A 22,572-nucleotide genomic window follows, 5' to 3' on the forward strand; every position below is an offset into this window, starting at 1 on the left:
AGCTAATATGGCATTGATTGCGGGGATTGATATTGGCAACGCCACGACAGAGGTCGCCCTGGCCGAGTCCACCAGCCAGGGGCTGCAGTTTCTTGCCAGCGGTATCGTGCCGACGACCGGAACGAAAGGAACGCGGGACAACATCAGCGGGGTGATTGGCTCACTCATGCAGGCGCTGGATAAAGCCGGGCGCAGTCAGCAGGAGGTGGCGCTCATTTGCCTGAATGAGGCCGCGCCGGTCATTGGCGATGTGGCGATGGAGACCATTACCGAAACCATCATCACCGAATCGACGATGATTGGTCATAACCCCCAGACGCCGGGCGGTGAGGGGCTGGGTGTTGGAACCACCATCCGTCTGGAAAATCTGGATGCACTTTCACCCGAAGAATACGGCAGCGGATGGATACCGCTGGTGGACAATCAGGTAGATTTTATGGATGCCGCCTGGCAACTGAATGAGGCGCTCACGCGGGGCATCAACGTGGTGGCGGTGATCCTCCAGCAGGATGACGGCGTGCTGATCAATAATCGCCTGCAGCGGACCTTGCCGATTGTTGATGAAGTGACGCTTATCGACCAGGTACCCGAAGGCGTGCTGGCGGCGGTGGAAGTGGCGGCGACCGGGCAGGTGATTTCGCTGTTATCTAACCCCTATGGCATCGCCACCTGGTTTTCGCTCAGCCCGGAAGAGACACGGATGATTGTACCCGTGGCGAGGGCGCTTATCGGCAACCGCTCGGCGGTGGTGCTGAAAACGCCGAAAGGTGATGTGAAATCGCGGGTGATCCCGGCGGGGCATATCACCGTGCGTGGGGAAAAGCGCACCGTCCAGGCGGATGTGGCACTTGGGGCCGAGTCGATTATGCGCGCCGTCGCCGGGTGTGCCCCGATTTGCGATATTCGCGGGGAACCCGGCACTCACGCTGGCGGGATGCTGGAACGGGTGCGCCAGGTGATGGCTTCCCTGAGCGGTCACGGTGCTCATGAGGTCTTTATTCAGGATTTACTTGCCGTGGACACATTCATTCCCTGCAAAGTTCAGGGCGGGCTGGCGGATGAGTTCTCGATGGAAAATGCTGTGGGCATTGCGGCTATGGTGAAATCTGACCGACTGCAAATGGAGGTCATTGCCCGCGAACTCAGCCAACGTTTAAGCACCCGCGTGGAAGTGGGCGGCGTGGAGGCCAATATGGCGATTGCCGGGGCACTCACCACACCGGGGAGCGACACGCCGCTGGCTATCCTGGATTTGGGCGCGGGTTCCACCGATGCCGCCACCATCAATGGATCAGGGCAGATAAAATCGGTGCATCTGGCGGGGGCGGGCAATATGGTCAGCTTGCTTATCAAAACCGAGCTTGGATTAAGCGATTTGACGCTGGCGGAGGAGATTAAGAAGTACCCGCTCGCCAAAGTTGAAAGCCTGTTTAGTATTCGCCATGAAAATGGGGCGGTGGAGTTTTTCCGTGAACCGCTCAGCCCGACCGTGTTCGCTAAAGTGGTGTATATCAAAAACGGTACCCTGATCCCGATTGATAATCACACGTCGCTGGAAAAAATCCGTCTGGTGCGCCGACAGGCAAAAGAGAAGGTCTTTGTGACCAATTGTCTGCGCGCTCTGCGGCAGGTCTCGCCAGGGGGCGAAATCCGTGACATGGCCTTTGTCGTGCTGGTGGGAGGATCATCGCTGGACTTCGAAATCCCGCAGATGATCACCGATGCACTATCCCATTATGGTGTGGTCGCCGGGCAGGGCAACATTCGTGGAACGGAAGGCCCGCGTAATGCGGTGGCAACCGGACTCGTGTATCGCTGCGATGACAGATGAATATAAGGTAGTCGCGGTATGTTAATAAAACGGTACTCATAACGTATTATTTTCAGGGTTTACTTATAAACTTTTATATTATTGATTTTATCATGACGCTATTAATAATTAATTTTTTCTTTGTGCTGGGTTTAATCATTGACGGTTATTATATTTTTAGCTTTATTCAATGTGAGGGAAGCGCGCGTCTGAAGCCTGCTATTACGTTAGCAGACTAAGTCGTCGCGATTTTCCGGTGGGGCTGAGCATATATCCATCTTAGGGTCGTTTTTTGAAGTGAAGGGGGAATCGAGATCGTTTTCCCCCGGGGCGGAGCTGCTCTGTCTACTCGTTCAGTTAGCTATTTCAGGCGCGTAATTCGAGTGCCTCATACCGGCTTCGCCTTTTCGTGCCTGTTCATAGTCATTATTGAGAGAAATGAAAATGAACGATGTCAAAAAGCCTGACCTGAAATATATACTCAAGCAAATCCCTGCAACACAAACGGATGACGAAAGTGTTAACCTGAATATGTTATCCAACCGTTTGATGCCGTTCGTTATACCTGTCTTCGATCTTAGCTTTAGCCACCTGGCGACAGGGCAAGTCAAGTATGCTGCTGCAGAAAATTCCTTACTGCGCGTTTTTGATTCCTCGTCTCAGGGGGGATACGCAGGAACGAGCAATAACAAGACCGCCAGCATCTTACCCGCAGCTGATGTGAACAACGTTACCGCTCCCATTCTCGTCGCCAGCAAGAAAGCGTCGTCGGATGACGATGATAAGGACGATGACGATGATGATGTCGGCGGCAACGGCGCTTTCCCGCTCAACGCCAGTGATATCGCCAACCTGAAGAATCTTGTCAACGGGCTTGAGGGCGGTGAAGACAACGATGCGCTCGGGATCCGCGATCTCGAAGGTACCGGCAATAACCGTGCTCATCTTGACTATGGTTCCGCTGATCAACCGTTCATACGACTCACCGACGCGCACTATGGTGCTTACAATGAGACGACGCATAACCGCGACATCAACCCTCTGTTCTCCGGGCTGGATCCGCGCGCCATCAGTAATATCCTTGGCACACAGGAAGCCAACCTGTCCGGCAACGCCGCCGGGGTGAACAGTTTGTTCACGGCCTTCGGTCAGTACTTCGATCACGGTCTTGATTTCCTCGGAAAGGGAGGCAACGGAACGATCCAGATTGGCACGCCGGGCATGTTTCCTGATCCCGCGGACCTGACTCGCGGCACCGTTGACAGCATTGATGCCAATGGCATCCCACAGCATCTCAATAAGACATCGCCATTTGCCGATCAGAACCAAACATATGGCTCGAACGAACTTGTCGGCCAGTTCCTGCGTGAAGGCAATGGACAGGGCGGGTTTTCGGGCAAGCTGCTGGAGGGCGGCGTGGATCCCTCCAATCAGGATTTCAAGCTGCTCCCTACGCTTAGGGAACTCATCCAGCATCACTGGAACAACAACACGCAGTTCACCGACCACTCACTGCCGGGCGATCACAGCGTAACCTTTCGTGAATATTTCTCTGGGCTTGTCGACAGCAATGGCGTCATCAACCAATCGATGCTCCCTGCCATGACCTCTAATTTCATGGGAAGCGGCTTTGCGCTGCTGCTCGACACCAATCCCTTTATCAATCTTCTCGACCATTACGTGGCGGGTGATGGACGGGCGAACGAGAATATTGCACTCACCGCTATCCACAACATCTGGGAGCGGAATCACAACTTCCATGTCAACGGGCTGCTCGACGCCGGATTCGAAGGAACCGCTGAAGAGCTTTTCCAGGCAGCCAAGATAATCAACGAGGCTGAATATCAGCGCGTGATTTACACCGACTTTGCCGACAAGTTGCTGGGGGGGATGAGAGGTACGGGCGATCACGGTTTCGCCGGGTACAATCCAGACGTGGATGCGCGCGTCTCGCACGAGTTCGCGACGGCCGCTTACCGGTTCGGCCATTCGCTGATAGGGCAGACGCTAACGGTGCTTGACGCGCAAGGCAATGCCACGCAGGTCCCACTGTTCGACGCCTTCCTCAATCCGACCAACGATACGAGTGCGTTCACCTTCCCTAAAGCGCAATTGCCTTACTCTCCGCAACCGGGCTATGAGCAACTGGGCGCTGCCGGGATCATTGCCGGTGGGGTTGTCCAGCAAGCGGAAGAAGTTGACGTCAATATCGTTGATGCTGTGCGAAACGACCTCGTTCGTATGAGTGCTGACGTGTTTGCCTTCGACGTCGCCCGCGAGTGGGATGTCGGCCTGGGGTCGATGAACCAGATCCGCGCCGACCTGATGACTTCTCTCGATCCGTATGTGAGGGAGGCGGTCAGCTTTGCTGGCTCCCTCACACCTTACAGTTCGTGGGAGGACTTCCAGGCACGGAATAATCTCAGCGACACCGTCATAGGGCAATTCAGGCAGGCTTATCCCGACCTCGTGCTGGAGGAGTCGCAGATTGCAGGCTTCCTGGCGGCGAATCCTGGCTATAAGTTTGTTAATGGAAACACGGTCAAAGGTATCGACAGAGTTGATCTGTTCGTTGGTGGGCTCGCCGAGAAGCACATTAATGGCGGCGTGGTTGGCCAGACTTTCTGGGCTATCATCCACGAGCAACTTGACCGGATTCAGGAAGGTGATCGGCTCTATTATCTCGACCGCGTGGAGCATCTGGATCTCTACGAGGCCATTGAGGAACAGGGCTTTGCCGGGATTGTGGCACGCAATACGGGCCTGACTAATCTTCCTGAGAATATCTTTGGCACCAGTCAGCTTGATAACCCACCGGTTGTTGTCGGCCACAACCTCGTCCTTAATGGCGGTGGCGGCAACGACACGCTCAACGGCGGGGCCGGTAACGATACTCTTAACGGCGGTGCGGGCGCCGATGTGATGAAGGGTGGTACTGGAAATGACACCTATATCGTTGAAAATATTGGTGATGTTGTCAAGGAGGAACGTAATGGCGGGATGGATATTGTCTACACTACCCTCAAAAATTACACGTTAACCAATAACGTTGAAACTCTGATATTCAGTGGGACTGGCGCTTTCACCGGCAGAGGGAATGCCCTTGCCAATACCATCAATGGTGGCAGTGGTAATGACGTTTTGTATGGAATGGGTGGCAACGACACTCTCAATGGTGGAGCAGGAAATGACACGCTTGAGGGGGGAGACGGCGCCGATATTCTTAAGGGCGGGGCCGGTCACGACAACCTGACAGGCGGTGCGGGTAACGATAGACTCGAAGGTGGTCTGGGAGCTGATATCATGACCGGTGGTGCCGGAGATGACACCTTTGTCTTTAGCAAAGGCTTTGGCCGAGACCGTATTACCAGCGGTTTCGATAGTCATCCCAGCGGTGGACAGGACCACCTCGATCTGAGCCTATCAGGCATTAGTGTGGCGAATTTTGCCAGCAGCGTCACGATTGCCGGAGGCGCGGGTAACAGTACCGTTATTACCCTCGGCAATCCGATTGATGGCAATGTTATTACTTTAGAAAACGTAAACGTTAAAAGCGTGGATGTTAATGATTTTATTCTCATCGGATAAAGGAAGGTCACCTGGGCCTGGCCAAATACACAATCCCGGGCAAGAAATTGTCCGGGATTTTTGCTTCTCGACGTTCTTCAACGCTTACGCACCCGCATTAACCCAAATGCCAACATGAACATCGCTCATGTTGCATTGAAATTAACTCGCTTTCTCTCCCCCGGCGGCTCTGTCATTAATATCGTTATAACTTACTGACAACATGAGTGCCGCGGCACCAACAAGCCGGTTACATCTGGCCTGTGAAGCTGATGTGCGGTTTCATGTCTGAACCCAGGGTGCCAAAAGACGATGAATAACGAATTTACTTTTACCATCAAGCACAGCCGTTTTGATGAGAATTATAACCCTTCAGAAAACACGCGTATTACCACTAACTTTGCGAATCTGGCGCGCGGGGAAAATCGTCAGCAGAATTTACGCAACACCTTAAAGATGATCGATAACCGATTTAACTCGCTGGCTTATTGGGATAACCCGAAAGGCGATCGTTATTCCGTCGAACTGGAGATTATCTCTGTAGACATGGGCATCAAAGGCCAGAGCGGCGTCTTCCCGGTGATCGAAATATTACAAACTGCCATTCTCGACAAGAAAGTGGGTGAGCGCATCGAGGGTATTGTGGGGAATAATTTCTCATCCTGGGTGCGTGATTATGACTTCAGCGTATTGCTGTTAGAGCATAATAAAAACACGGCCCAATTCAGTATTCCGGTAAATTTTGGTGAGCTGCACGGGAATATCTTCCGGCATTTTATCCATTCCCGTGTCTACAGCGATAACTTCAAAAAATCGCCGGTTATCTGTCTTAGCGTGTCGAGCAAAGACACCTATCAACAAACCGGAAATCAACATCCTGTGCTCGGCCATGAGTATCAGCAGGAAGGCACCTCGTTAACGGAGAAATACTTCAATAAGATGGGGTTACAGGTGCGCTATTTTATGCCGAAAGGCAGTGTGGCACCGCTCGCCTTTTATTTCACCGGCGATTTACTGCGCGATTATACCGATCTTGAACTGATCGGCACGATTAGCACGATGGAGACATTCCAGAAGATCTATCGGCCGGAAATTTATAACGCGAATTCACCTGCCGGGTTGCACTATCAACCGGATCTCAATCATGACGATCATTCGTTAACGAAAATTGTCTATGACCGCGAAGAACGTAGCCAGTTGGCGATTGAACAAGGGAAGTTCACCGAGCAACACTTTATTAAACCCTACCAGCATATTTTTGAGCAATGGTCCGCTCACTACGCGCTTTGATTAATTGAAAAGAGAAGGTCACCTGTTATGAAAACATTGCTCCCAACCTCGACTGCTGGCAGTTTACCGAAACCGTTATGGCTTGCTCAACCCGAAACCCTCTGGTCGCCGTGGAAACTGCAAAATGAAGAATTAATTGCAGGCAAGCAAGATGCCCTACGTTTATCACTGGACGATCAATTACGTGCGGGGATTGATATTGTCAGTGATGGCGAGCAAACGCGTCAGCATTTTGTCACCACGTTTATTGAACACCTCAACGGCGTGGATTTTGAAAAACGCGAAGTCGTTAAAATTCGTAATCGCTACGATGCCAGTGTTCCCACTGTTGTCGGCGCGGTTGAGCGTCAAAAACCTGTTTTCGTTGACGATGCCCGCTATCTTCGTCAGCTCACGAAACAACCCATTAAATGGGCGCTGCCTGGGCCGATGACCATGATCGACACGCTGTATGACGCGCATTATAAAAGCCGTGAAAAACTGGCCTGGGAATTCGCCAAAATTCTCAATCAGGAAGCCAAAGAGTTAGAAGCTGCAGGTGTCGATATCATCCAGTTTGATGAGCCGGCTTTTAACGTGTTTTTTGATGAAGTGAATGACTGGGGCATCGCCGCACTGGAAAGGGCCGTTGAAGGGCTGAAATGCGAAACAGCAGTGCACATCTGCTACGGATACGGCATCAAAGCCAACACCGACTGGAAAAAGACGCTGGGATCTGAGTGGCGACAATATGAAGAGGCATTCCCGAAATTGCAGCAATCGACAATCGATATCATCTCGCTGGAATGCCACAACTCACGCGTACCGATGGATCTGCTGGAGCTGATTCGCGGTAAAAAGGTAATGGTAGGGGCTATCGATGTGGCGACCTCTGCCATTGAGACGGCGGAGGAGGTGGCTGATACCTTACGCAAAGCGCTTCAGTTTGTAGATGCGGATAAGCTATATCCTTCGACTAACTGTGGAATGGCACCCTTATCTCGCCAGGTGGCGGCGGGTAAACTTAACGCGCTGAGTGCGGGTACGGACATTATTCGCCGGGAGTTACTGGCATAATCGTGTTGGCATATTTCATACAAAAATGAATTGATCGCTTACCAACCTTTTCAGTATCACTTCGCCGAAGATCATTCAACGTGGGTGCCAGGATTAGATGCCTGGCACTAAATTTCATCGTTTGCAATTTACAATCAGTAATGGATTAATTATTATCAATAGTTAATACCTTTGCTATATCCCTTCCGCAATGTCTGGTATTCCAGGTTTCATCCGTATTAGCGTGATAATGATAAAGGGATGAAACTTTTTAATGATGTAATTAATACTGGTTAAATCCCCCCTCGACACAGAAAAATTTCTAAATAGCACTTTTTGCATGTTGAAACGTTAAGGCAATACGGGCTTTGTCAACTAAACTGAGACACTGAGTATACCTAATTGATGTTGTAAGGGAATTCTGAAGGAATAAAATGCGCATGTAAAAAGTAGTGTTATCTAATTCAAGATCGTGCTTTTTACAGGGAGTGGACTTCAATGAAAAAGAAGTGCCATTACTCAATGTCATATAAGGTTATTTTTTAATCTGTTGTTTTATCTAGGGAAACATCATGCAGTACTTATCGCTGGACAAATATAAAAATGGCTTCTTGTTGGTTGCTCGTATTTTACTGGCAATCCTGTTTGTGTTATTTGGCTGGCAGAAAATGATGGGGTTCGAGGGCACCGTGGGCTATATGGCATCCGTCGGTGCGCCACTGCCGCAGATTTCCGCGATTATTGCCGTTATTGTTGAGCTGGTGTTTGGGTTACTTATCGTTGCCGGTTATTTCACCCGTCCTTTGGCGCTGCTTTTGGCTGTCTACACCGTTGCAACTGCCATTATTGGTCACCCTTACTGGAGCATGACCGGTATGGATCAGTATATGGCAATGACCAATTTCTTCAAAAACGTTAGCATTTGTGGCGGTTTCTTACTGCTGGCTTTCACCGGCCCAGGCAGCTATTCACTCGATCGCAAATAACAGTCGGCAACAATGGTCTATCATTGATGCATAAATAATACCTACAGGCCCATGAGAGGCTGAAAGGTTAATGACTCGTATTGCCATTCGAACGATTTTGTTGGAATGGTAATATTTCTTATTTATGGCTAGGTATTTTCTTATTCGGTAGCGTGTGAAAATTAATTGAAGGGATGTGTGACAATGTCGAGCGAGAAAACAAACAGTTCGAGACGTGACTTTCTGGTCAAGTCGATGACGTTAATTCCTGCGGTAGTGGTGGGCGGCAGCAGTGTTGGCGCCCTGGGGATGGTTGAAAACGCCGTCGCCGCAGAAAGTAAGCCTCACTCAGCGCCCGATCAGGGTGAGTGGACACCACGGTTTTTTAACAGTGATGAATGGGCGTTTGTAAAAGCCGCTGTCGCGCGGCTTATCCCTGCGGATGAGCGGGGCCCGGGCGCGCTGGAAGCGGGCGTACCTGAGTTCATCGATCGTCAGATGAATACGCCGTATGCCACCGGCTCCATCTGGTACATGCAGGGGCCATTTAACCCGGATGTGCCGAAAGAGATGGGGTATCAACTTCCTCTGGTGCCAAAGCAAATCTATAACCTGGGCATTGTCGACGCTAATGACTGGTGTCGCCAGCAGTATGGCAAACCGTTTGCCGAACTGGATGGTGCAAAGCAGGATGCTGCCCTGAGCCAATTTGAATCGGGCGCTGCCAGCTTTAAACAGCTTCCCGCCTCTCTGTTCTTCTCCTACTTACTCCAGAACACCCGTGAAGGATTCTTCAGCGACCCGATTCATGGCGGTAACAAAGGCATGGTGGGCTGGACGCTGATTAATTTTCCCGGCGCACGCGCCGACTTTATGGACTGGGTTGAACGGGGCGAGCGTTACCCCTTCCCGCCGGTATCAATTAATGGGGAGAGGGCATAACGATGGCAACTGTAATGAAAAAAACCGACGCGGTGATCGTCGGATTCGGTTGGGTTGGCGCGATCATGGCCAAAGAACTGACCGAAGCCGGGCTGAATGTGGTGGCGCTGGAGCGCGGCCCGATGCGCGATACCTGGCCGGATGGCGCATATCCGCAGGTTATTGATGAACTGACCTACAACATTCGCCGCAAGCTGTTCCAGGATCTCTCTAAAAGCACCGTAACTATCCGTCACAACAGCAGCCAGACCGCCGTTCCTTATCGCCAGCTTGCGGCCTTCCTGCCGGGGACGGGCGTAGGTGGCGCTGGGCTTCACTGGTCGGGGGTTCACTTCCGCGCAGACCCAGTCGAATTACGTATGCGCAGCCACTATGAAGAGCGCTACGGTAAGAATTTCATTCCGCAGGACATGATCATTCAGGATTTCGGCGTCACCTACGACGAGCTTGAACCCTTCTTCGATAAAGCCGAAAAAGTGTTCGGGACATCGGGAACGGCGTGGACGGTGAAAGGCAAAGTGGTTGGGAAAGATCGCGGCGGAAACCCGTTTGCGCCGGATCGTTCAGACGATTTCCCGCTGCCAGCCCAGAAAAATACCTGGTCTGCACAGTTGTTCGAAAAAGCCGGGCGTGAAGTGGGCTACCACCCGTACAACCTGCCGTCCGCAAATACTTCTGATTCTTACACTAACCCCTACGGCGCGCAGATGGGGCCGTGTAACTTCTGTGGATTCTGTAGTGGTTATGCCTGCTACATGTATTCCAAAGCCTCGCCAAACGTGAACATTTTGCCTGCGCTGCGGATGGAAAAACGCTTTGAACTGCGCACCAATTCCAACGTGCTTAAAGTCAATCTGACCGATGATAAAACCCGCGCGACGGGCGTAACCTATGTCGATGCGCAGGGGCGTGAAGTCGAACAGCCAGCCGATCTGGTGATTGTTGGCGCGTTCCAGTTCCACAACGTTCACCTGATGTTACTGTCAGGTATCGGCAAACCGTATAACCCGGAAACCGGGGAAGGTGTGGTTGGGCGTAACTTCGCCTACCAGAACATGACGACGATCAAAGCTATCTTCGACAAAGACACCTTCACCAACCCGTTCATCGGGGCGGGCGGTAACGGCGTCGGTATCGATGACTTTAACGCCGATAACTTTGACCACAGTGAAGTTGGTTTTGTTGGCGGCTCACCGTTCTGGGTAAACCAGGCCGGTACCAAACCGATTTCCGGCCTGCCAGTACCTCCGGGAACCCCGGCATGGGGAAGCAAGTGGAAAGCGGCGGTCGCCGATACCTATACGCACCATCTGTCGATGGATGCCCACGGTGCGCACCAGTCCTATCGTCAGAACTATCTTGACCTCGATCCTAACTACAAAAACATCTACGGTCAGCCGCTGCTGCGTATGACGTTTGACTGGCAGGAAAACGACATCAAGATGGCGCAGTTCATGTTTGACAAGATGGCGCCAATCGCCAAAGCGATGAACCCGAAATACATGCTTGGCAGCCCGAAAAATGCCAACAGCCATTTCGATACCACCAGCTATCAGACCACCCACATGAACGGTGGGGCGGTGATGGGCGAAGACCCGAAAACCAGTGCCGTAAACCGCTACCTGCAAAGCTGGGATGTGCACAACGTGTTCGTCATCGGCGCATCGGCCTTCCCGCAGGGGCTGGGATATAACCCGACAGGGACGGTTGCCGCGCTGGCCTACTGGTCAGCAAAAGCGATCCGTGAACAGTATCTGAGAAACCCGGGCCCACTGGTACAGGCATAAGGAAGGCAACGATGAAAATTCAACTGTTATCGGCGCTGGTGCTGGGCGCGCTGAGCTTCGCAAGCTTCGCGCAGGATGCGTCAACCGACAGCAATCTCATTCGTCAGGGAGAATACCTGGCGCGCGCGGGCGACTGTGTGGCTTGCCACACTAACGGTAAAGACGGGAAACCGTTCGCCGGTGGTCTGCCGATGGAAACACCGATCGGCACCATTTATTCAACCAACATTACGCCGGACAAAAAGAACGGCATCGGCGATTACACCTTCGAAGAGTTTGACGATGCGGTGCGCAAAGGGGTCCGCAAAGATGGCTCAACGCTGTATCCGGCGATGCCATTCCCGTCGTTTGCTCGCGTGAGCGAAGCGGATATGCGCGCGATGTACGCCTACTTTATGCATGGTGTGGAACCGCAGGCCGAGCCAAATCGCGACTCCGATATCCCGTGGCCGCTCTCCATGCGCTGGCCGCTTTCCATCTGGCGTCTGATGTTTGCGCCAACGCCGAAAGACTTTGTCGTTAATCCCAACGCCGACCCGGTGCTGGAACGTGGTCGTTATCTGGTGGAAGGGCTGGGGCACTGTGGTGCCTGCCATACGCCGCGTAGCCTGACCATGCAGGAAAAAGCCCTGAGTGAAAAAGACGGCGATAACTATCTTTCCGGCAGCAATAGCCCGATTGATGGTTGGGTGGCTTCCAGCCTGCGCGGTGAAAATCGCGACGGACTGGGTACCTGGAGCGAAGCGGAACTGGCGGAATTCCTGAAAACCGGGCGTAACGACAAATCCGTGGTCTTCGGCGGCATGAGCGATGTGGTGGAACACAGCCTGCAATATCTCTCTGACGATGACATTACGGCGATTTCCCGCTACCTCAAATCCCTGCCGCCGCGCGACGGTAAGCAGACGCCTGCGCCGGTTGAAGACAGCGTGGCGAAAGATTTGTGGAAAGGGAACGACAGCAAGCCTGGTGCGTCTCTGTATGTGGATAACTGCGCAGCCTGTCACCGTACCGATGGCGTAGGTTACAAACGTGCCTTCCCGTCGCTGAAAGGCAACCCGGTGGTGCAGACGGAAGATGCCACTTCGCTGATTCACATCATCCTCACCGGCAGCACGACACCGGCAGTTAAAGGGGCCGTTTCCAACCTGACCATGCCGTCATTCGGCTGGCGTCTGGACGATCAACAGGTGGCGGACGTGACCAACTTTATCCGCACCAGTTGGGGCAACAACGCCCCTCCGGTCAGTGCATCGGATGTGGCGAAGGTGCGCAAATCGCTTTCTCACGATGAAAAAGCGATGGGCAACGCCGATATCTCCAAACTACCAACGCCGTAACGGACAAACGGGGAGCCTCGCTCCCCGTTAAAGGGTTTTTCATGCTGCACGCAAATCAACTGACCTGCGTCTACGAGGAACGGGTGCTATTTGAGTCGCTGTCTTTCACGGTGGAGCCCGGGGAAGTGGTGCAAATAGCGGGCGCGAATGGCTCAGGTAAAACCTCTCTGCTACGCCTGTTAGCCGGACTGACTCAGCCTGAAAACGGTGATGTATTCTGGGGGGGAGAACGGCTTTCGCGCGCGCGTGACACGTTCCATCAACAGCTGTTGTGGATTGGGCACAAACCGGGCGTCAAAACCGCGCTCACTGCCGAAGAGAACCTGCGTTTCTTTTATCCACGTTCAACGCTTGCGGCGCGGGAAACAGCGCTGGCGGCGATAGGTCTGGCGGGTTTCGAAGACTTGCCGCTGTTTCAGCTCTCGGCCGGGCAGCAACGACGCAGCGCGCTGGCGCGGCTGTGGTTAAGCGATGCCGCGTTATGGATACTCGATGAACCGCTGGCGGCGCTTGATGTGTCAGCGATTGAAATACTGACCCGTCGGCTGGAAAAACACGTGCACAGAGGCGGCAGCGTGGTGCTGACCACCCATCAGCCGCTGCGGTCGCTGAACTGCCCGTTACGCGTCTTAACGTTATCCGGCGGGGAGGCGTACGTTTCATGATCCGCACGATTTTTCTCTGCGAGCTGCGTCTGGCCTGGCGGCGAGGTGCGGACATCCTTAACCCGCTGTGGTTTTTTCTGATTGTCATCACGCTGTTTCCCTTTAGCGTTGGGCCGGAAAACGCGCTGCTGGCGCAAATCGCGCCTGGCGTTATTTGGGTTGCGGCGTTGCTGGCCGCGCTGCTGGTGATGGACCGCTTATTTCGCGACGACCTGCTGGACGGTTCGCTGGAGCAGCAATTACTGCTGCCGACGCCGCTCCCGGGCGTGGTGATGGCGAAAGTGCTGGCGCACTGGATGATGACCGGGTTGCCGCTGCTGCTGGTTTCACCGCTGGCGGCGTTGCTGCTGGGTTTGAACGCGCATAGCGCTGGCGTGCTGTTTCTGACGTTATTGCTGGGGACGCCCACGCTGAGTTTTATTGGTTCGGTAGGCGCGGCGCTGACGGTGGGATTAAAACGCGGTGGCGTTCTGCTCAGTTTACTGGTGCTGCCGCTCTCTGTTCCGATGCTGATTTTTGCTTCCGCCGCCTGCGAAGCGGCCGCTGCGGGTCTTCCCGTTGATGGTTATCTCGCGGTGCTGGGCGCTTTTCTGGCGGCGAGCGCGACGCTATGTCCGTTCGCCACCGCTGCCGCATTGCGGCTTTCCGTTTGACGGGCCTGTCTTCACCAGGAAGGGCATTTTTATGTGGAAATTATTACATCAACTGGCGATACCGGAGCGGTTATACACGCTCTGCGGCCGCTGGCTTCCGTGGCTGGCGATGCTCAGCGCGCTGCTGCTGATTGTCGGGCTGGGCTGGGGATTCATCTACGCGCCAGCCGATTATCAACAGGGCGAAAGCTACCGCATTATGTACGTGCACGTCCCGGCCGCAATGTGGTCGATGGGGATCTACGCCATGATGGCGGTGGCGGCGTTCATCGGCCTGGTCTGGCAGATGAAAATGGCGGACTTAACGCTTATCGCGCTGGCTCCTATTGGCGCAGGTTATACGTTAATCGCGCTGGTGACGGGCGCGGCCTGGGGCAAACCGATGTGGGGCACCTGGTGGATCTGGGATGCGCGTCTGACGTCTGAACTGGTGCTGCTGTTTCTCTATGCCGGGATTATCGCTTTGTGGAATGCCTTCGATGACCGACGCCTTGCCGGGCGCGCCGCGGGGATCCTGGCGCTGGTCGGGGTGGTGAATTTGCCGATTATTCATTACTCGGTTTTATGGTGGAACACCCTGCATCAGGGTTCCACCAATATGCAGCAGACCATTGACGTCAGCATGCGCATGCCGCTGCGTTTTTGTATTTTCGGTTTTCTGTGCCTGTTTATCACTTTAACGCTGCTGCGTTTGCGCAACCTTATCCTCTGGCAGGAGCGCCGTCGTCCGTGGGTGGCGACGCTCGCAAGCAAAGGAGACGCGCAATGACGCCTGCTTTCTCATCATTTGCCGATTTTCTGGCGATGGGCGGCTACGCCTTTTATGTCTGGCTTTCGCTGGCAACGACGCTGGTGGTGCTGCTGGGGCTGGTGGGGTATTCGCTCTGGCAGCATCACGCATTATTGCAGGCTGTTCGGCGTCAGCAGCGTCGCGAGCAACGGCTTCGCCATGCGCGTGAACACATGAATAAGGAGCAGGTCGATGCAGGCACGCCGTAAAACTCGCCTTTATCTGGTGCTGGCCGTGCTGGCAGGGCTTGGGCTGGCGGTGACTCTGGTGCTGTACGCTCTGAGCACCAACATTGACCTGTTCTATACGCCGGGGGAAATCCTCAACGGCAAAAATGAGACTCAGGAAAAGCCGCATATCGGCCAGCGCTTGCGCGTAGGGGGGTATGTTGAGCCGGGTAGCATCAAACGGGATGATAAAACGCTGGATGTCACTTTCCGCCTGTACGACGCGCGCGGCGCGGTCTCAGTGAGCTACAAGGGCATTTTGCCGGATCTGTTCCGTGAAGGGCAGGGGGCGGTTGCGCAGGGTGTCCTTGACAGCGAACGTCATATTACCGCGCAGCAGGTGTTAGCGAAGCACGATGAAAACTACACGCCGCCGGAAATTCATAACGCCATGACCACCTCGCCAACCGCGCAAAAGGATACTCGCCAATGATGCCGGAACTGGGCAACTTTTTACTCTGTCTGGCATTAGGGCTTGCGCTGCTGCTGGCGATTTACCCGCTGTGGGGCGCCTATCGCCAGAGCCGCTGGCTGATGGCGCTGGCGCGTCCCTTAAGCTGGGGGCTGTTTTTCGCGATTCTTGCCGCGTTTCTGGTGCTGGTGCACGCTTTCGTGGTCAATGATTTCACGGTGCGCTACGTAGCGGATAACTCTAACGTTGCGCTGCCAGTCTGGTATCGCGTCGCGGCCACCTGGGGCGCGCACGAAGGTTCGCTGCTGCTGTGGGTGCTATTGATGAGCGGCTGGACCTTCGCCGTGGCGCTGGGCAGCCGCCGGATGCCGCTGGACGCCGTCGCGCGCGTGCTGGCGGTGATGGGCATGGTCAGCGCCGGTTTCCTGCTGTTTATTCTGTTCACCTCTAACCCATTTACCCGCGGACTACCGGAATATCCTATTGCAGGGCGCGATCTTAACCCGCTGTTGCAGGATATCGGCATGATCTTCCATCCGCCGTTGCTCTATATGGGTTACGTCGGTTTCTCGGTGGCGTTTGCTTTTGCGATAGCCTCATTACTGGCCGGGCGTCTCGATACCGCCTGGGCGCGCTGGTCGCGCCCGTGGACCCAGGCCGCATGGGTATTCTTAACAATGGGCATCGTGCTCGGGTCAGCATGGGCCTATTACGAGCTGGGCTGGGGCGGCTGGTGGTTCTGGGACCCGGTCGAGAACGCTTCGTTTATGCCGTGGCTGGTGGGGACCGCGCTCATGCACTCGCTTGCCGTAACCGAAAAACGCGGCAGCTTCCGCGCCTGGACAGTGCTGCTGGCGATCAGCGCGTTCTCGTTGTGTTTGCTGGGCACGTTCCTGGTGCGTTCCGGCGTGCTGGTGTCGGTGCATGCTTTTGCCTCCGATCCGGCGCGCGGTATGTTCATTCTGGCACTACTGGTTCTGGTTATCGGCGGCTCATTGCTGCTGTATGCCCTGAAAGGCGGCAGCATGCGGGCGCGGGTGGAACACACATTATGGTCACGAGAATCTTTCCTGCTGGGCAACAACATCTTGCTGATTGCCGCCATGCTGGTAGTGCTGCTGGGTACGCTTCTGCCCCTGGTACATAAAGAGCTGGGGCTGGGCAGTATCTCTATCGGCGAGCCGTTCTTTAATACCCTGTTTACCGTGCTGATGGCGCCTTTTGCGCTGTTGCTGGGCATCGGCCCGCTGGTGCGCTGGCGTCGCGATGATGCGAAAAAGCAGATTAAGCGGCTGGTCATTTCGCTGCTGCTGACGCTGGTGTTATCCATTGTTCTGCCGTGGTGGCTCCAGGACCGCATCGCCGCCATGACGGTTATCGGTCTGATGATGGCGCTGTGGGTCTTTATCTTCGTGCTGATTGAACTGCATGAACGTGCCACCCATCGCCACGGTTTCTGGCGTGGGTTGACGAAACTTTCTCGTAGCCAGTGGGGCATGGTGCTGGGACATATTGGCGTGGCGGTGACAGTCACCGGTATCGCCTTTAGTCAAAGCTACAGCGTCGAGCGCGATGTGCGCATGAAGGCGGGCGACAGCATTGATATTCACCAGTATCACTTCGTCTTTAAAGGCGTGCGAGACATTGTCGGGCCGAACTGGTTTGGCGGGGAAGGGGTTATTGACGTCACGCGCCATGGCCAGCCGGAAGCCACCTTGTATGCGGAAAAACGCTTCTACAGCGCCAGCCGCATGATGATGACCGAAGCCGCCATCGATGGCGGCCTGACACGCGACCTGTACGCGGCGCTGGGTGAAGAGCTGGATGACGGCAGTTGGGCAGTTCGTCTCTATTACAAACCGTTTGTCCGCTGGATCTGGTACGGCGGCGTGCTGATGGCGCTGGGCGGCCTTTGCTGCATGCTCGATCCGCGCTACCGGATGCGTAAATCACGCCAGGAGGCCAGCCATGACGCGTAAAGCGCTTTTCCTGCCGCTGGCGCTGTTTCTGGCGCTGGCTGTTGCCCTGCTGTGGCAACTGCTGCGCAACGCCGGTGGCGATGACCCAACTTCGCTTGAATCGGCGCTGATTGGTAAGCCGGTTCCTGCTTTTCGTCTTGAATCGCTGAATAATCCTGGCAAGGTGTACGATCGTTCTGTACTGGTTAGTGGTAAGCCGCTGCTCCTCAACGTCTGGGCCACCTGGTGCCCAACCTGCCGGGCGGAGCATCAGTTTCTCAACCAGCTCTCTGCGCAGGGCGTGAGGGTGGTGGGAATGAACTATAAAGACGATCGCCAGAAAGCGGTCGACTGGTTGAATCGCCTCGGTAACCCTTATTCTCTGAGCTTGTTTGACGGCAACGGCATGCTGGGGCTGGATCTCGGCGTCTACGGCGCGCCAGAAACGTTTCTCATTGATGGTCAGGGCGTGATTCGCTGGCGTCATGCGGGGGCGCTGGACGATCGTATCTGGCGGGAACAGCTGGCGCCACTCTGGCAGCAATACAGTAAGGAGGCGTCATCATGAGACGCTGGATACTCGGTATTGTCACACTGCTGCTGGCCTGTAACGCGCTGGCGGCCATCGACACCTGGCAGTTTAAAGATGATGCCCAGGAGCAGACGTTTCGCGAAATCACCTCTCAACTGCGCTGCCCGAAATGCCAGAACAACAGCGTCGCTGACTCCAATGCGATGATCGCCGCCGATATGCGGCTGAAGGTCTATGAACTGTTGCGCCAGGGGCAGAGCAAACAGCAGATTATTGATTACATGGTGGCGCGCTACGGTAATTTTGTTAGCTATGAGCCGCCCGTCACGCCGGGGACGATTGCCCTGTGGCTGATCCCGGCGCTGTTTATCGTGGCGGGCGCGACAGTCGTGGTGACACGCGCCCGGCGGCGCATAACGCAGAGCGATACGCTAAGCGACGCAGAGCGCGAACGCCTGGCTGCCCTGTTAAATAAAGAGAAAAAGCTATGATCCTGTTTTTACTCATCGCGGCGCTATTGCTCACCGCGGCACTCGTGCTGCTGTATTTTCCATGGTCCATGCGTGACGATGTTAATCACGATGCGCTGAACCGCGCGTTTTATCACTCGCGCCTGCGGGAAATTGAGCTGGAAGCGCCTCAGGATCGCGACGCAATGGTGGTGGAACTGCAACGTACGCTGCTGTCGGATATCCCGGAAACGGCCTCGCCGACAGCACGCCCTCAAAGCCGCTGGCTGCTGTTACCCGGCGCGCTGGCGCTGGTGGTTATCAGCCTCGGCGTGTTTCTGAAAACGACCAATATCGGTGAAGTGCTGACGTTGCGTCTGGCACAAAATGAATTCCCTGGCCTGATGCAACGCGCATTAAACCCTGCTGAACGTCCACTGCGTACAGATGAATTGGAACAACTGGCGCTCGGCTTGCGCAGCCACGTTCAACGTGCGCCCGACGATCTGGATGCCTGGCGTTTACTGGGGCGGGTTGGGATGGTGCTTAACAACGGCGACATGGCGATAGGCGCGTATGCCAGAGCGAGCCAGCTCGCGCCAGATAGCGCGGCCATCGCGCTGGATTACGCCGGAGCCTTGCTGTGCACAGGGGATGAGAGCGCAAACCGACAAGGCGAAATGAAGCTGCATGAACTGCTGAAAAAATACCCCGATAGCGTGCGCGCAGCATCGATGAACAGCACCCAGCCGCCGCTCAATCTGTTAAATAACAGCGGAATGCGCTGTGATGTGATGGTACACCGTTTCCTCGATATTCTGGCGCGGGGCGGCAAGCCGTAATACACGTGCAGCCTGACGCGCTGGCGCTTACAATGATTAGCGTTGATTGAACGATGTATTGCGCATCCCGTACCTGGTGGAAGAATGCAGTTAGAAGATATTCGAATATTTGTCACAATCGTAAATATGGGAAGCTTTACGGCAGCGGCGGAACATTTGCAGCTGTCGAAACAATATGTCAGCCGACGCATGGCGGCGCTGGAGAAAAAAGTCGCCGCCCGTCTACTGGTACGTAATACGCGAAAGCTGTCGATAACCGATACCGGGCAGGTTTTTTTCCATCACGCACAGCGGATTCTGGAAGAAGTTCAAGAAGCCGAACAGGTTATTTCTGCCCGTCAGCAAAAACTAAAGGGCTCTTATCGTATTAGTCTGCCGATGATTTATGGCGTGCGACGCCTGGCGCCGCTGGTGGTGGAATTTCAGCGTGCACATCCAGAATTATCAATGCACATTGATATGAGCGATCATTACGTCGATGTGGTCGGCGAGGGCTACGATATGGTCCTGAGGATTGGCAACCTGATGGACTCCACGCTAATTGCCCGCTGCTTGGGAAAACTGGCAATGGTGCTCTGTGCCAGCCCGGACTACCTGAAGGTTCACGGTACGCCACGATCATGCGATGATTTAAGTCAGCATAATTGCTTGCTGTACGGGCGCGAAGGACAATTAGGCTGGAAATTAAAATCGGATGGCGCACTTAATACCTTCGCGGTTAAAGGCAGCCTGAACAGTAACAATGGCGAAGTGATTCGTGACGCCGCCGAGGCCGGTGTCGGCATCGCACTGCTGCCCACGTTTATTGTGGAAGATGCGCTGCGTCAGGGCTCACTGGTGCAAATATTAGCGGAATGCTCACCCCCGCATCTGGCACTGAGCGCACTGTATCCCAAACATCGACAGAATAGCGCGGTGACCAGAGTACTGCTCTCTTTCCTGGCCGAACGGGTGGCGGGGATAGTGGATGAAGATGCGGGTGATGAAATATAAATCGCGGTTTATGCGGTTGTATTAGCGCCAGCCTTGTTTCCTGCGACGGATAATAAAGCCAAAACGGCTAAGACCCGTCCAATCCATAACGCTGAACGTAAACCGAACGATTATGGGCCGTTCAGTCAAATAATTTTCATAAAATAATCAGTGGTGATGCGCAATCGGCGGCCAAATCACCGCCGATCCCCTGGAACTTACAAATCTGGCCCTTTTTTCCCTTCCTCAATAAACGCCTCGTCGAGTTCTTCGGCATTGCCTTCATGATCGCGGCCTGAGAAAAGATTCCAGCTGGCAAGGAACAGGGCGGCAATGAGTGGGCCGATAACGAAACCATTAATTCCGTAAATTTCCATGCCGCCAAGCGTGGTGATCAGAATCAGGTAATCAGGCATTTTGGTGTCTTTGCCGACCAGCAGCGGGCGCAGAATATTGTCGACCAGGCCGACGATAATCACAAAGAAACCAATAATAAACAGGGCTTGCCACAACTGGTGGGTGGCGAACAAATATATCGCCGCCGGAACCCAGACGATGGCTGAACCCACGGCGGGCACCAGCGACAGAAACGCCATCAGTGCGCCCCACAGAATACTGCCGTCGATGCCGACAATCGCAAAGGCGATTCCGCCCAATGCGCCCTGAACAATGGCAACGACCGCCGTGCCTTTCACGGTGGCGCGTGTAACGCCGACAAATTTAGCAAACAGATGCTGCTTCACAAAGTCGGAAAGCGGGAGTGAATCCAGAATCTGATTAACCAGATACGGCCCGTCTTTAAGCAGGAAAAAGAGCAGATACAGCATGATACCGAAACTGATGGCAAAACCGAAGGTCCCTTTACCAATCAGGAAGGCGCTGCCCGCAAGATATTGCCCACCCTGCAAGGCCACTTCCGAGAGCTTTTTCTGGATCTGCGCCGCGTCATCCAGATTGTGTTCCGTCAGGAACCCACGCGCCCAGTCGGGAAGATGTGAGAAAAGGGCGGCGACCACTTCCGGGAACTGCGTATTGTTTTGCTGGAGTTTGGTGTAAACCACGTTCAATTCGAATGCCAGCGATGACAAAATGATCATCAACGGGATAAAGACGATAAGACAAATAATCACCAGCGTAACCAATGAGGCCAGCCCGTTACGATCCCCCATCGCATCGCGTAATTTGTTTTTCACCGGATAGAAAATTACGGTTAATACTGCCGCCCATAAAATCGCGGAGAAGTACGGCGACAGCACATCGAAAAAGGCCCAGGTTACCAGGGCCAGAATGAAGAGAAAGAAACCTTTAGTAAGTCCATTAAAACGCATTAGTAAATCCTGTAACTGAAAGACTGTATCGACTATAGAACCGTACAGACGATTTACCAAACTAAAAGCCCTCAGGGCACAATAAAGTTGCGAAATACCTTAATGGGCTGACACAAAGGAAACGAAACAATTTAATACCCGGCTAACCTCACGGTTTTTCAGCCATATCATCATGGTATTGACGTTGCCAATGTGCGGAGAAATAGAGTGACAGCGAATAGGGAAACTTGCTTCATACTGCTTTACGACGCTCTCAGGTAAAAGTGCAATGCCCATTCCGGCGCTTACACAACCAAGAATTGCCTGAAAAGAACCAAACTCCAGTGGATCGGCATAATCGACGTTCTGCAGCCGCAACCATTGCCCAAGCCGGGAACGATAATTACATCCTTTCACAAACACCAGCGGCCTTGTCACCTCAAGATCGGCACCTGTTACGACATCACCATGTTCTGCGGCCGTCACCAAAACCAGGGTTTCCTGACACAGCACCTGCGTTTGTAGCCTTGAATTGTCTGTGTGCAAGGCCTGGTGATCAGCGACGAAAGCAATTTCAAGTTCACTATTCAGGATTTGCTGAACCAGCACATCTGTCGGTGACGTTTTTAAGTTCAGCTCGACGGAAGGCATTTCGCGATGAAAGTTTGCCAGCAAGGCAGGAAGCCGGACGGCGGCGGTGGTTTCCATTGCACCAATGCGAAGGGGGCCAGCCACTTTGGTCCCCTGCATGGACAATTCGGCTTCGTCCAGAAGAGCAAGGATTTTATTGGCGTAACGCAGGAGTAGCTCACCTTCAGGGGTGATGTGAAGACGGTTCTTCTCGCGAATAAATAATGAAACATCCAGGCTGGATTCCAGTTGCTTGAGTCGGGTGGTGACGTTAGAAGAAACACAGTGCAGGTGGCGGGCTGCTGCGGTGATTGAACCGGTTTCTGCGACAGTTTTAAACAAATTTAATGAGGTACTGTTCATCGTATCTGTTACTCAAAGTGAATGTTTTCGTCATTT

The 22,572-nt window shown here is 54.0% G+C and carries 20 protein-coding genes; 18 read left to right on the top strand and 2 right to left on the bottom strand.

Annotation, left to right across the window (positions count from 1 at the left end):
• Positions 1 to 7 precede the first annotated feature (7 nt).
• The 18 genes from F0Q32_RS00975 to F0Q32_RS01060 all read left to right on the top strand — a co-directional run bounded on the left by F0Q32_RS00975 (position 8) and on the right by F0Q32_RS01060 (position 20,257).
• Positions 8 to 1,831: a diol dehydratase reactivase subunit alpha gene (locus F0Q32_RS00975; protein ID WP_149461568.1), complete on the top strand. Its 1,824-nt coding sequence runs from the start codon at positions 8 to 10 to the stop codon at positions 1,829 to 1,831.
• A 423-nt stretch (positions 1,832 to 2,254) separates the two neighbouring features.
• Positions 2,255 to 5,398, top strand: coding sequence for a peroxidase family protein (locus F0Q32_RS00980; protein ID WP_188016804.1), 3,144 nt, complete (start codon positions 2,255 to 2,257; stop codon positions 5,396 to 5,398).
• Between the two features lie 291 nt (positions 5,399 to 5,689).
• Positions 5,690 to 6,667 carry a DUF1852 domain-containing protein gene (locus F0Q32_RS00985; protein WP_149461570.1) on the top strand — a complete coding sequence of 326 codons (978 nt, stop codon included), beginning with the start codon at positions 5,690 to 5,692 and terminating at the stop codon, positions 6,665 to 6,667.
• A 27-nt stretch (positions 6,668 to 6,694) separates the two neighbouring features.
• Positions 6,695 to 7,723, top strand: coding sequence for a methionine synthase (locus tag F0Q32_RS00990; protein WP_149461571.1), 1,029 nt, complete (start codon positions 6,695 to 6,697; stop codon positions 7,721 to 7,723).
• 551 nt (positions 7,724 to 8,274) lie between these two features.
• A complete protein-coding gene (locus F0Q32_RS00995) occupies positions 8,275 to 8,688 on the top strand; it encodes a DoxX family protein (protein WP_149461572.1) in 414 nt (137 codons plus the stop codon).
• 183 nt (positions 8,689 to 8,871) lie between these two features.
• Complete coding sequence (locus F0Q32_RS01000; RefSeq protein ID WP_149461573.1) at positions 8,872 to 9,609, top strand: gluconate 2-dehydrogenase subunit 3 family protein; 738 nt, start codon at positions 8,872 to 8,874, stop codon at positions 9,607 to 9,609.
• A gap of 2 nt (positions 9,610 to 9,611) precedes the next feature.
• Positions 9,612 to 11,396, top strand: a complete 1,785-nt coding sequence (locus F0Q32_RS01005; protein WP_149461574.1) for a GMC family oxidoreductase — start codon at positions 9,612 to 9,614, stop codon at positions 11,394 to 11,396.
• 11 nt (positions 11,397 to 11,407) lie between these two features.
• Positions 11,408 to 12,736, top strand: a complete 1,329-nt coding sequence (locus F0Q32_RS01010) for a cytochrome c (RefSeq protein WP_149461575.1) — start codon at positions 11,408 to 11,410, stop codon at positions 12,734 to 12,736.
• A gap of 41 nt (positions 12,737 to 12,777) precedes the next feature.
• Complete coding sequence (ccmA, locus tag F0Q32_RS01015) at positions 12,778 to 13,401, top strand: cytochrome c biogenesis heme-transporting ATPase CcmA (RefSeq protein WP_149461576.1); 624 nt, start codon at positions 12,778 to 12,780, stop codon at positions 13,399 to 13,401.
• Positions 13,398 to 14,054 (top strand): heme exporter protein CcmB, encoded by a 657-nt coding sequence (gene ccmB, locus F0Q32_RS01020; RefSeq protein ID WP_149461577.1) that lies wholly within the window; start codon positions 13,398 to 13,400, stop codon positions 14,052 to 14,054. Before ccmA ends, ccmB begins: the two co-directional genes overlap by 4 nt.
• Before the next feature lie 31 nt (positions 14,055 to 14,085).
• Positions 14,086 to 14,823, top strand: a complete 738-nt coding sequence (locus F0Q32_RS01025) for a heme ABC transporter permease (RefSeq protein ID WP_149461578.1) — start codon at positions 14,086 to 14,088, stop codon at positions 14,821 to 14,823.
• Complete coding sequence (ccmD, locus tag F0Q32_RS01030) at positions 14,820 to 15,053, top strand: heme exporter protein CcmD (protein WP_149461579.1); 234 nt, start codon at positions 14,820 to 14,822, stop codon at positions 15,051 to 15,053. Before F0Q32_RS01025 ends, ccmD begins: the two co-directional genes overlap by 4 nt.
• Positions 15,037 to 15,504, top strand: a complete 468-nt coding sequence (ccmE, locus tag F0Q32_RS01035; RefSeq protein WP_149461580.1) for a cytochrome c maturation protein CcmE — start codon at positions 15,037 to 15,039, stop codon at positions 15,502 to 15,504. The genes ccmD and ccmE overlap by 17 nt, the downstream gene beginning before the upstream one ends.
• Positions 15,501 to 17,462 (top strand): heme lyase CcmF/NrfE family subunit, encoded by a 1,962-nt coding sequence (locus F0Q32_RS01040; protein ID WP_149461581.1) that lies wholly within the window; start codon positions 15,501 to 15,503, stop codon positions 17,460 to 17,462. The genes ccmE and F0Q32_RS01040 overlap by 4 nt, the downstream gene beginning before the upstream one ends.
• Positions 17,452 to 18,009: a DsbE family thiol:disulfide interchange protein gene (locus F0Q32_RS01045; protein WP_149461582.1), complete on the top strand. Its 558-nt coding sequence runs from the start codon at positions 17,452 to 17,454 to the stop codon at positions 18,007 to 18,009. The genes F0Q32_RS01040 and F0Q32_RS01045 overlap by 11 nt, the downstream gene beginning before the upstream one ends.
• Entirely contained in the window at positions 18,006 to 18,464 is a 459-nt protein-coding gene (locus tag F0Q32_RS01050) for a cytochrome c-type biogenesis protein (protein WP_149461583.1), read from the top strand. Before F0Q32_RS01045 ends, F0Q32_RS01050 begins: the two co-directional genes overlap by 4 nt.
• On the top strand, positions 18,461 to 19,264 hold the full coding sequence (ccmI, locus tag F0Q32_RS01055) for a c-type cytochrome biogenesis protein CcmI (protein ID WP_149461584.1): 804 nt from the start codon (positions 18,461 to 18,463) through the stop codon (positions 19,262 to 19,264). Before F0Q32_RS01050 ends, ccmI begins: the two co-directional genes overlap by 4 nt.
• A gap of 84 nt (positions 19,265 to 19,348) precedes the next feature.
• Entirely contained in the window at positions 19,349 to 20,257 is a 909-nt protein-coding gene (locus tag F0Q32_RS01060) for a LysR family transcriptional regulator (RefSeq protein ID WP_149461585.1), read from the top strand.
• 197 nt (positions 20,258 to 20,454) lie between these two features.
• Here F0Q32_RS01060 and F0Q32_RS01065 read toward each other — a convergent pair whose 3' ends face one another.
• Both F0Q32_RS01065 and F0Q32_RS01070 read right to left on the bottom strand, forming a co-directional pair.
• Positions 20,455 to 21,564 carry an AI-2E family transporter gene (locus tag F0Q32_RS01065; RefSeq protein ID WP_149461586.1) on the bottom strand — a complete coding sequence of 370 codons (1,110 nt, stop codon included), beginning with the start codon at positions 21,562 to 21,564 and terminating at the stop codon, positions 20,455 to 20,457.
• 99 nt (positions 21,565 to 21,663) lie between these two features.
• Entirely contained in the window at positions 21,664 to 22,536 is an 873-nt protein-coding gene (locus tag F0Q32_RS01070; protein WP_149461587.1) for a LysR substrate-binding domain-containing protein, read from the bottom strand.
• Positions 22,537 to 22,572 lie beyond the last annotated feature (36 nt).

It is taken from the genome of Pseudocitrobacter sp. 73 (assembly GCF_008369545.1).
GTDB classification, from domain to species: Bacteria; Pseudomonadota; Gammaproteobacteria; order Enterobacterales; family Enterobacteriaceae; genus Pseudocitrobacter; species Pseudocitrobacter vendiensis.

What these genes read in the sequence shown, in the direction of transcription:
- ccmD (WP_149461579.1), top strand. Translation starts at nt 14,820, where the DNA reads ATGACGCCTGCTTTCTCATCATTTGCCGATTTTCTGGCGATGGGCGGC.
- F0Q32_RS00995 (WP_149461572.1), top strand. Translation starts at nt 8,275, where the DNA reads ATGCAGTACTTATCGCTGGACAAATATAAAAATGGCTTCTTGTTGGTT.
- F0Q32_RS01010 (WP_149461575.1), top strand. Translation starts at nt 11,408, where the DNA reads ATGAAAATTCAACTGTTATCGGCGCTGGTGCTGGGCGCGCTGAGCTTC.
- F0Q32_RS01045 (WP_149461582.1), top strand. Translation starts at nt 17,452, where the DNA reads ATGACGCGTAAAGCGCTTTTCCTGCCGCTGGCGCTGTTTCTGGCGCTG.
- F0Q32_RS00990 (WP_149461571.1), top strand. Translation starts at nt 6,695, where the DNA reads ATGAAAACATTGCTCCCAACCTCGACTGCTGGCAGTTTACCGAAACCG.
- ccmB (WP_149461577.1), top strand. Translation starts at nt 13,398, where the DNA reads ATGATCCGCACGATTTTTCTCTGCGAGCTGCGTCTGGCCTGGCGGCGA.
- ccmI (WP_149461584.1), top strand. Translation starts at nt 18,461, where the DNA reads ATGATCCTGTTTTTACTCATCGCGGCGCTATTGCTCACCGCGGCACTC.
- F0Q32_RS00985 (WP_149461570.1), top strand. Translation starts at nt 5,690, where the DNA reads ATGAATAACGAATTTACTTTTACCATCAAGCACAGCCGTTTTGATGAG.
- F0Q32_RS01065 (WP_149461586.1), bottom strand. Translation starts at nt 21,564, where the DNA reads ATGCGTTTTAATGGACTTACTAAAGGTTTCTTTCTCTTCATTCTGGCC.
- F0Q32_RS01070 (WP_149461587.1), bottom strand. Translation starts at nt 22,536, where the DNA reads ATGAACAGTACCTCATTAAATTTGTTTAAAACTGTCGCAGAAACCGGT.
- ccmA (WP_149461576.1), top strand. Translation starts at nt 12,778, where the DNA reads ATGCTGCACGCAAATCAACTGACCTGCGTCTACGAGGAACGGGTGCTA.
- F0Q32_RS00980 (WP_188016804.1), top strand. Translation starts at nt 2,255, where the DNA reads ATGAACGATGTCAAAAAGCCTGACCTGAAATATATACTCAAGCAAATC.
- F0Q32_RS01040 (WP_149461581.1), top strand. Translation starts at nt 15,501, where the DNA reads ATGATGCCGGAACTGGGCAACTTTTTACTCTGTCTGGCATTAGGGCTT.
- F0Q32_RS01050 (WP_149461583.1), top strand. Translation starts at nt 18,006, where the DNA reads ATGAGACGCTGGATACTCGGTATTGTCACACTGCTGCTGGCCTGTAAC.
- F0Q32_RS01005 (WP_149461574.1), top strand. Translation starts at nt 9,612, where the DNA reads ATGGCAACTGTAATGAAAAAAACCGACGCGGTGATCGTCGGATTCGGT.
- F0Q32_RS01025 (WP_149461578.1), top strand. Translation starts at nt 14,086, where the DNA reads ATGTGGAAATTATTACATCAACTGGCGATACCGGAGCGGTTATACACG.
- F0Q32_RS01060 (WP_149461585.1), top strand. Translation starts at nt 19,349, where the DNA reads ATGCAGTTAGAAGATATTCGAATATTTGTCACAATCGTAAATATGGGA.
- F0Q32_RS00975 (WP_149461568.1), top strand. Translation starts at nt 8, where the DNA reads ATGGCATTGATTGCGGGGATTGATATTGGCAACGCCACGACAGAGGTC.
- F0Q32_RS01000 (WP_149461573.1), top strand. Translation starts at nt 8,872, where the DNA reads ATGTCGAGCGAGAAAACAAACAGTTCGAGACGTGACTTTCTGGTCAAG.
- ccmE (WP_149461580.1), top strand. Translation starts at nt 15,037, where the DNA reads ATGCAGGCACGCCGTAAAACTCGCCTTTATCTGGTGCTGGCCGTGCTG.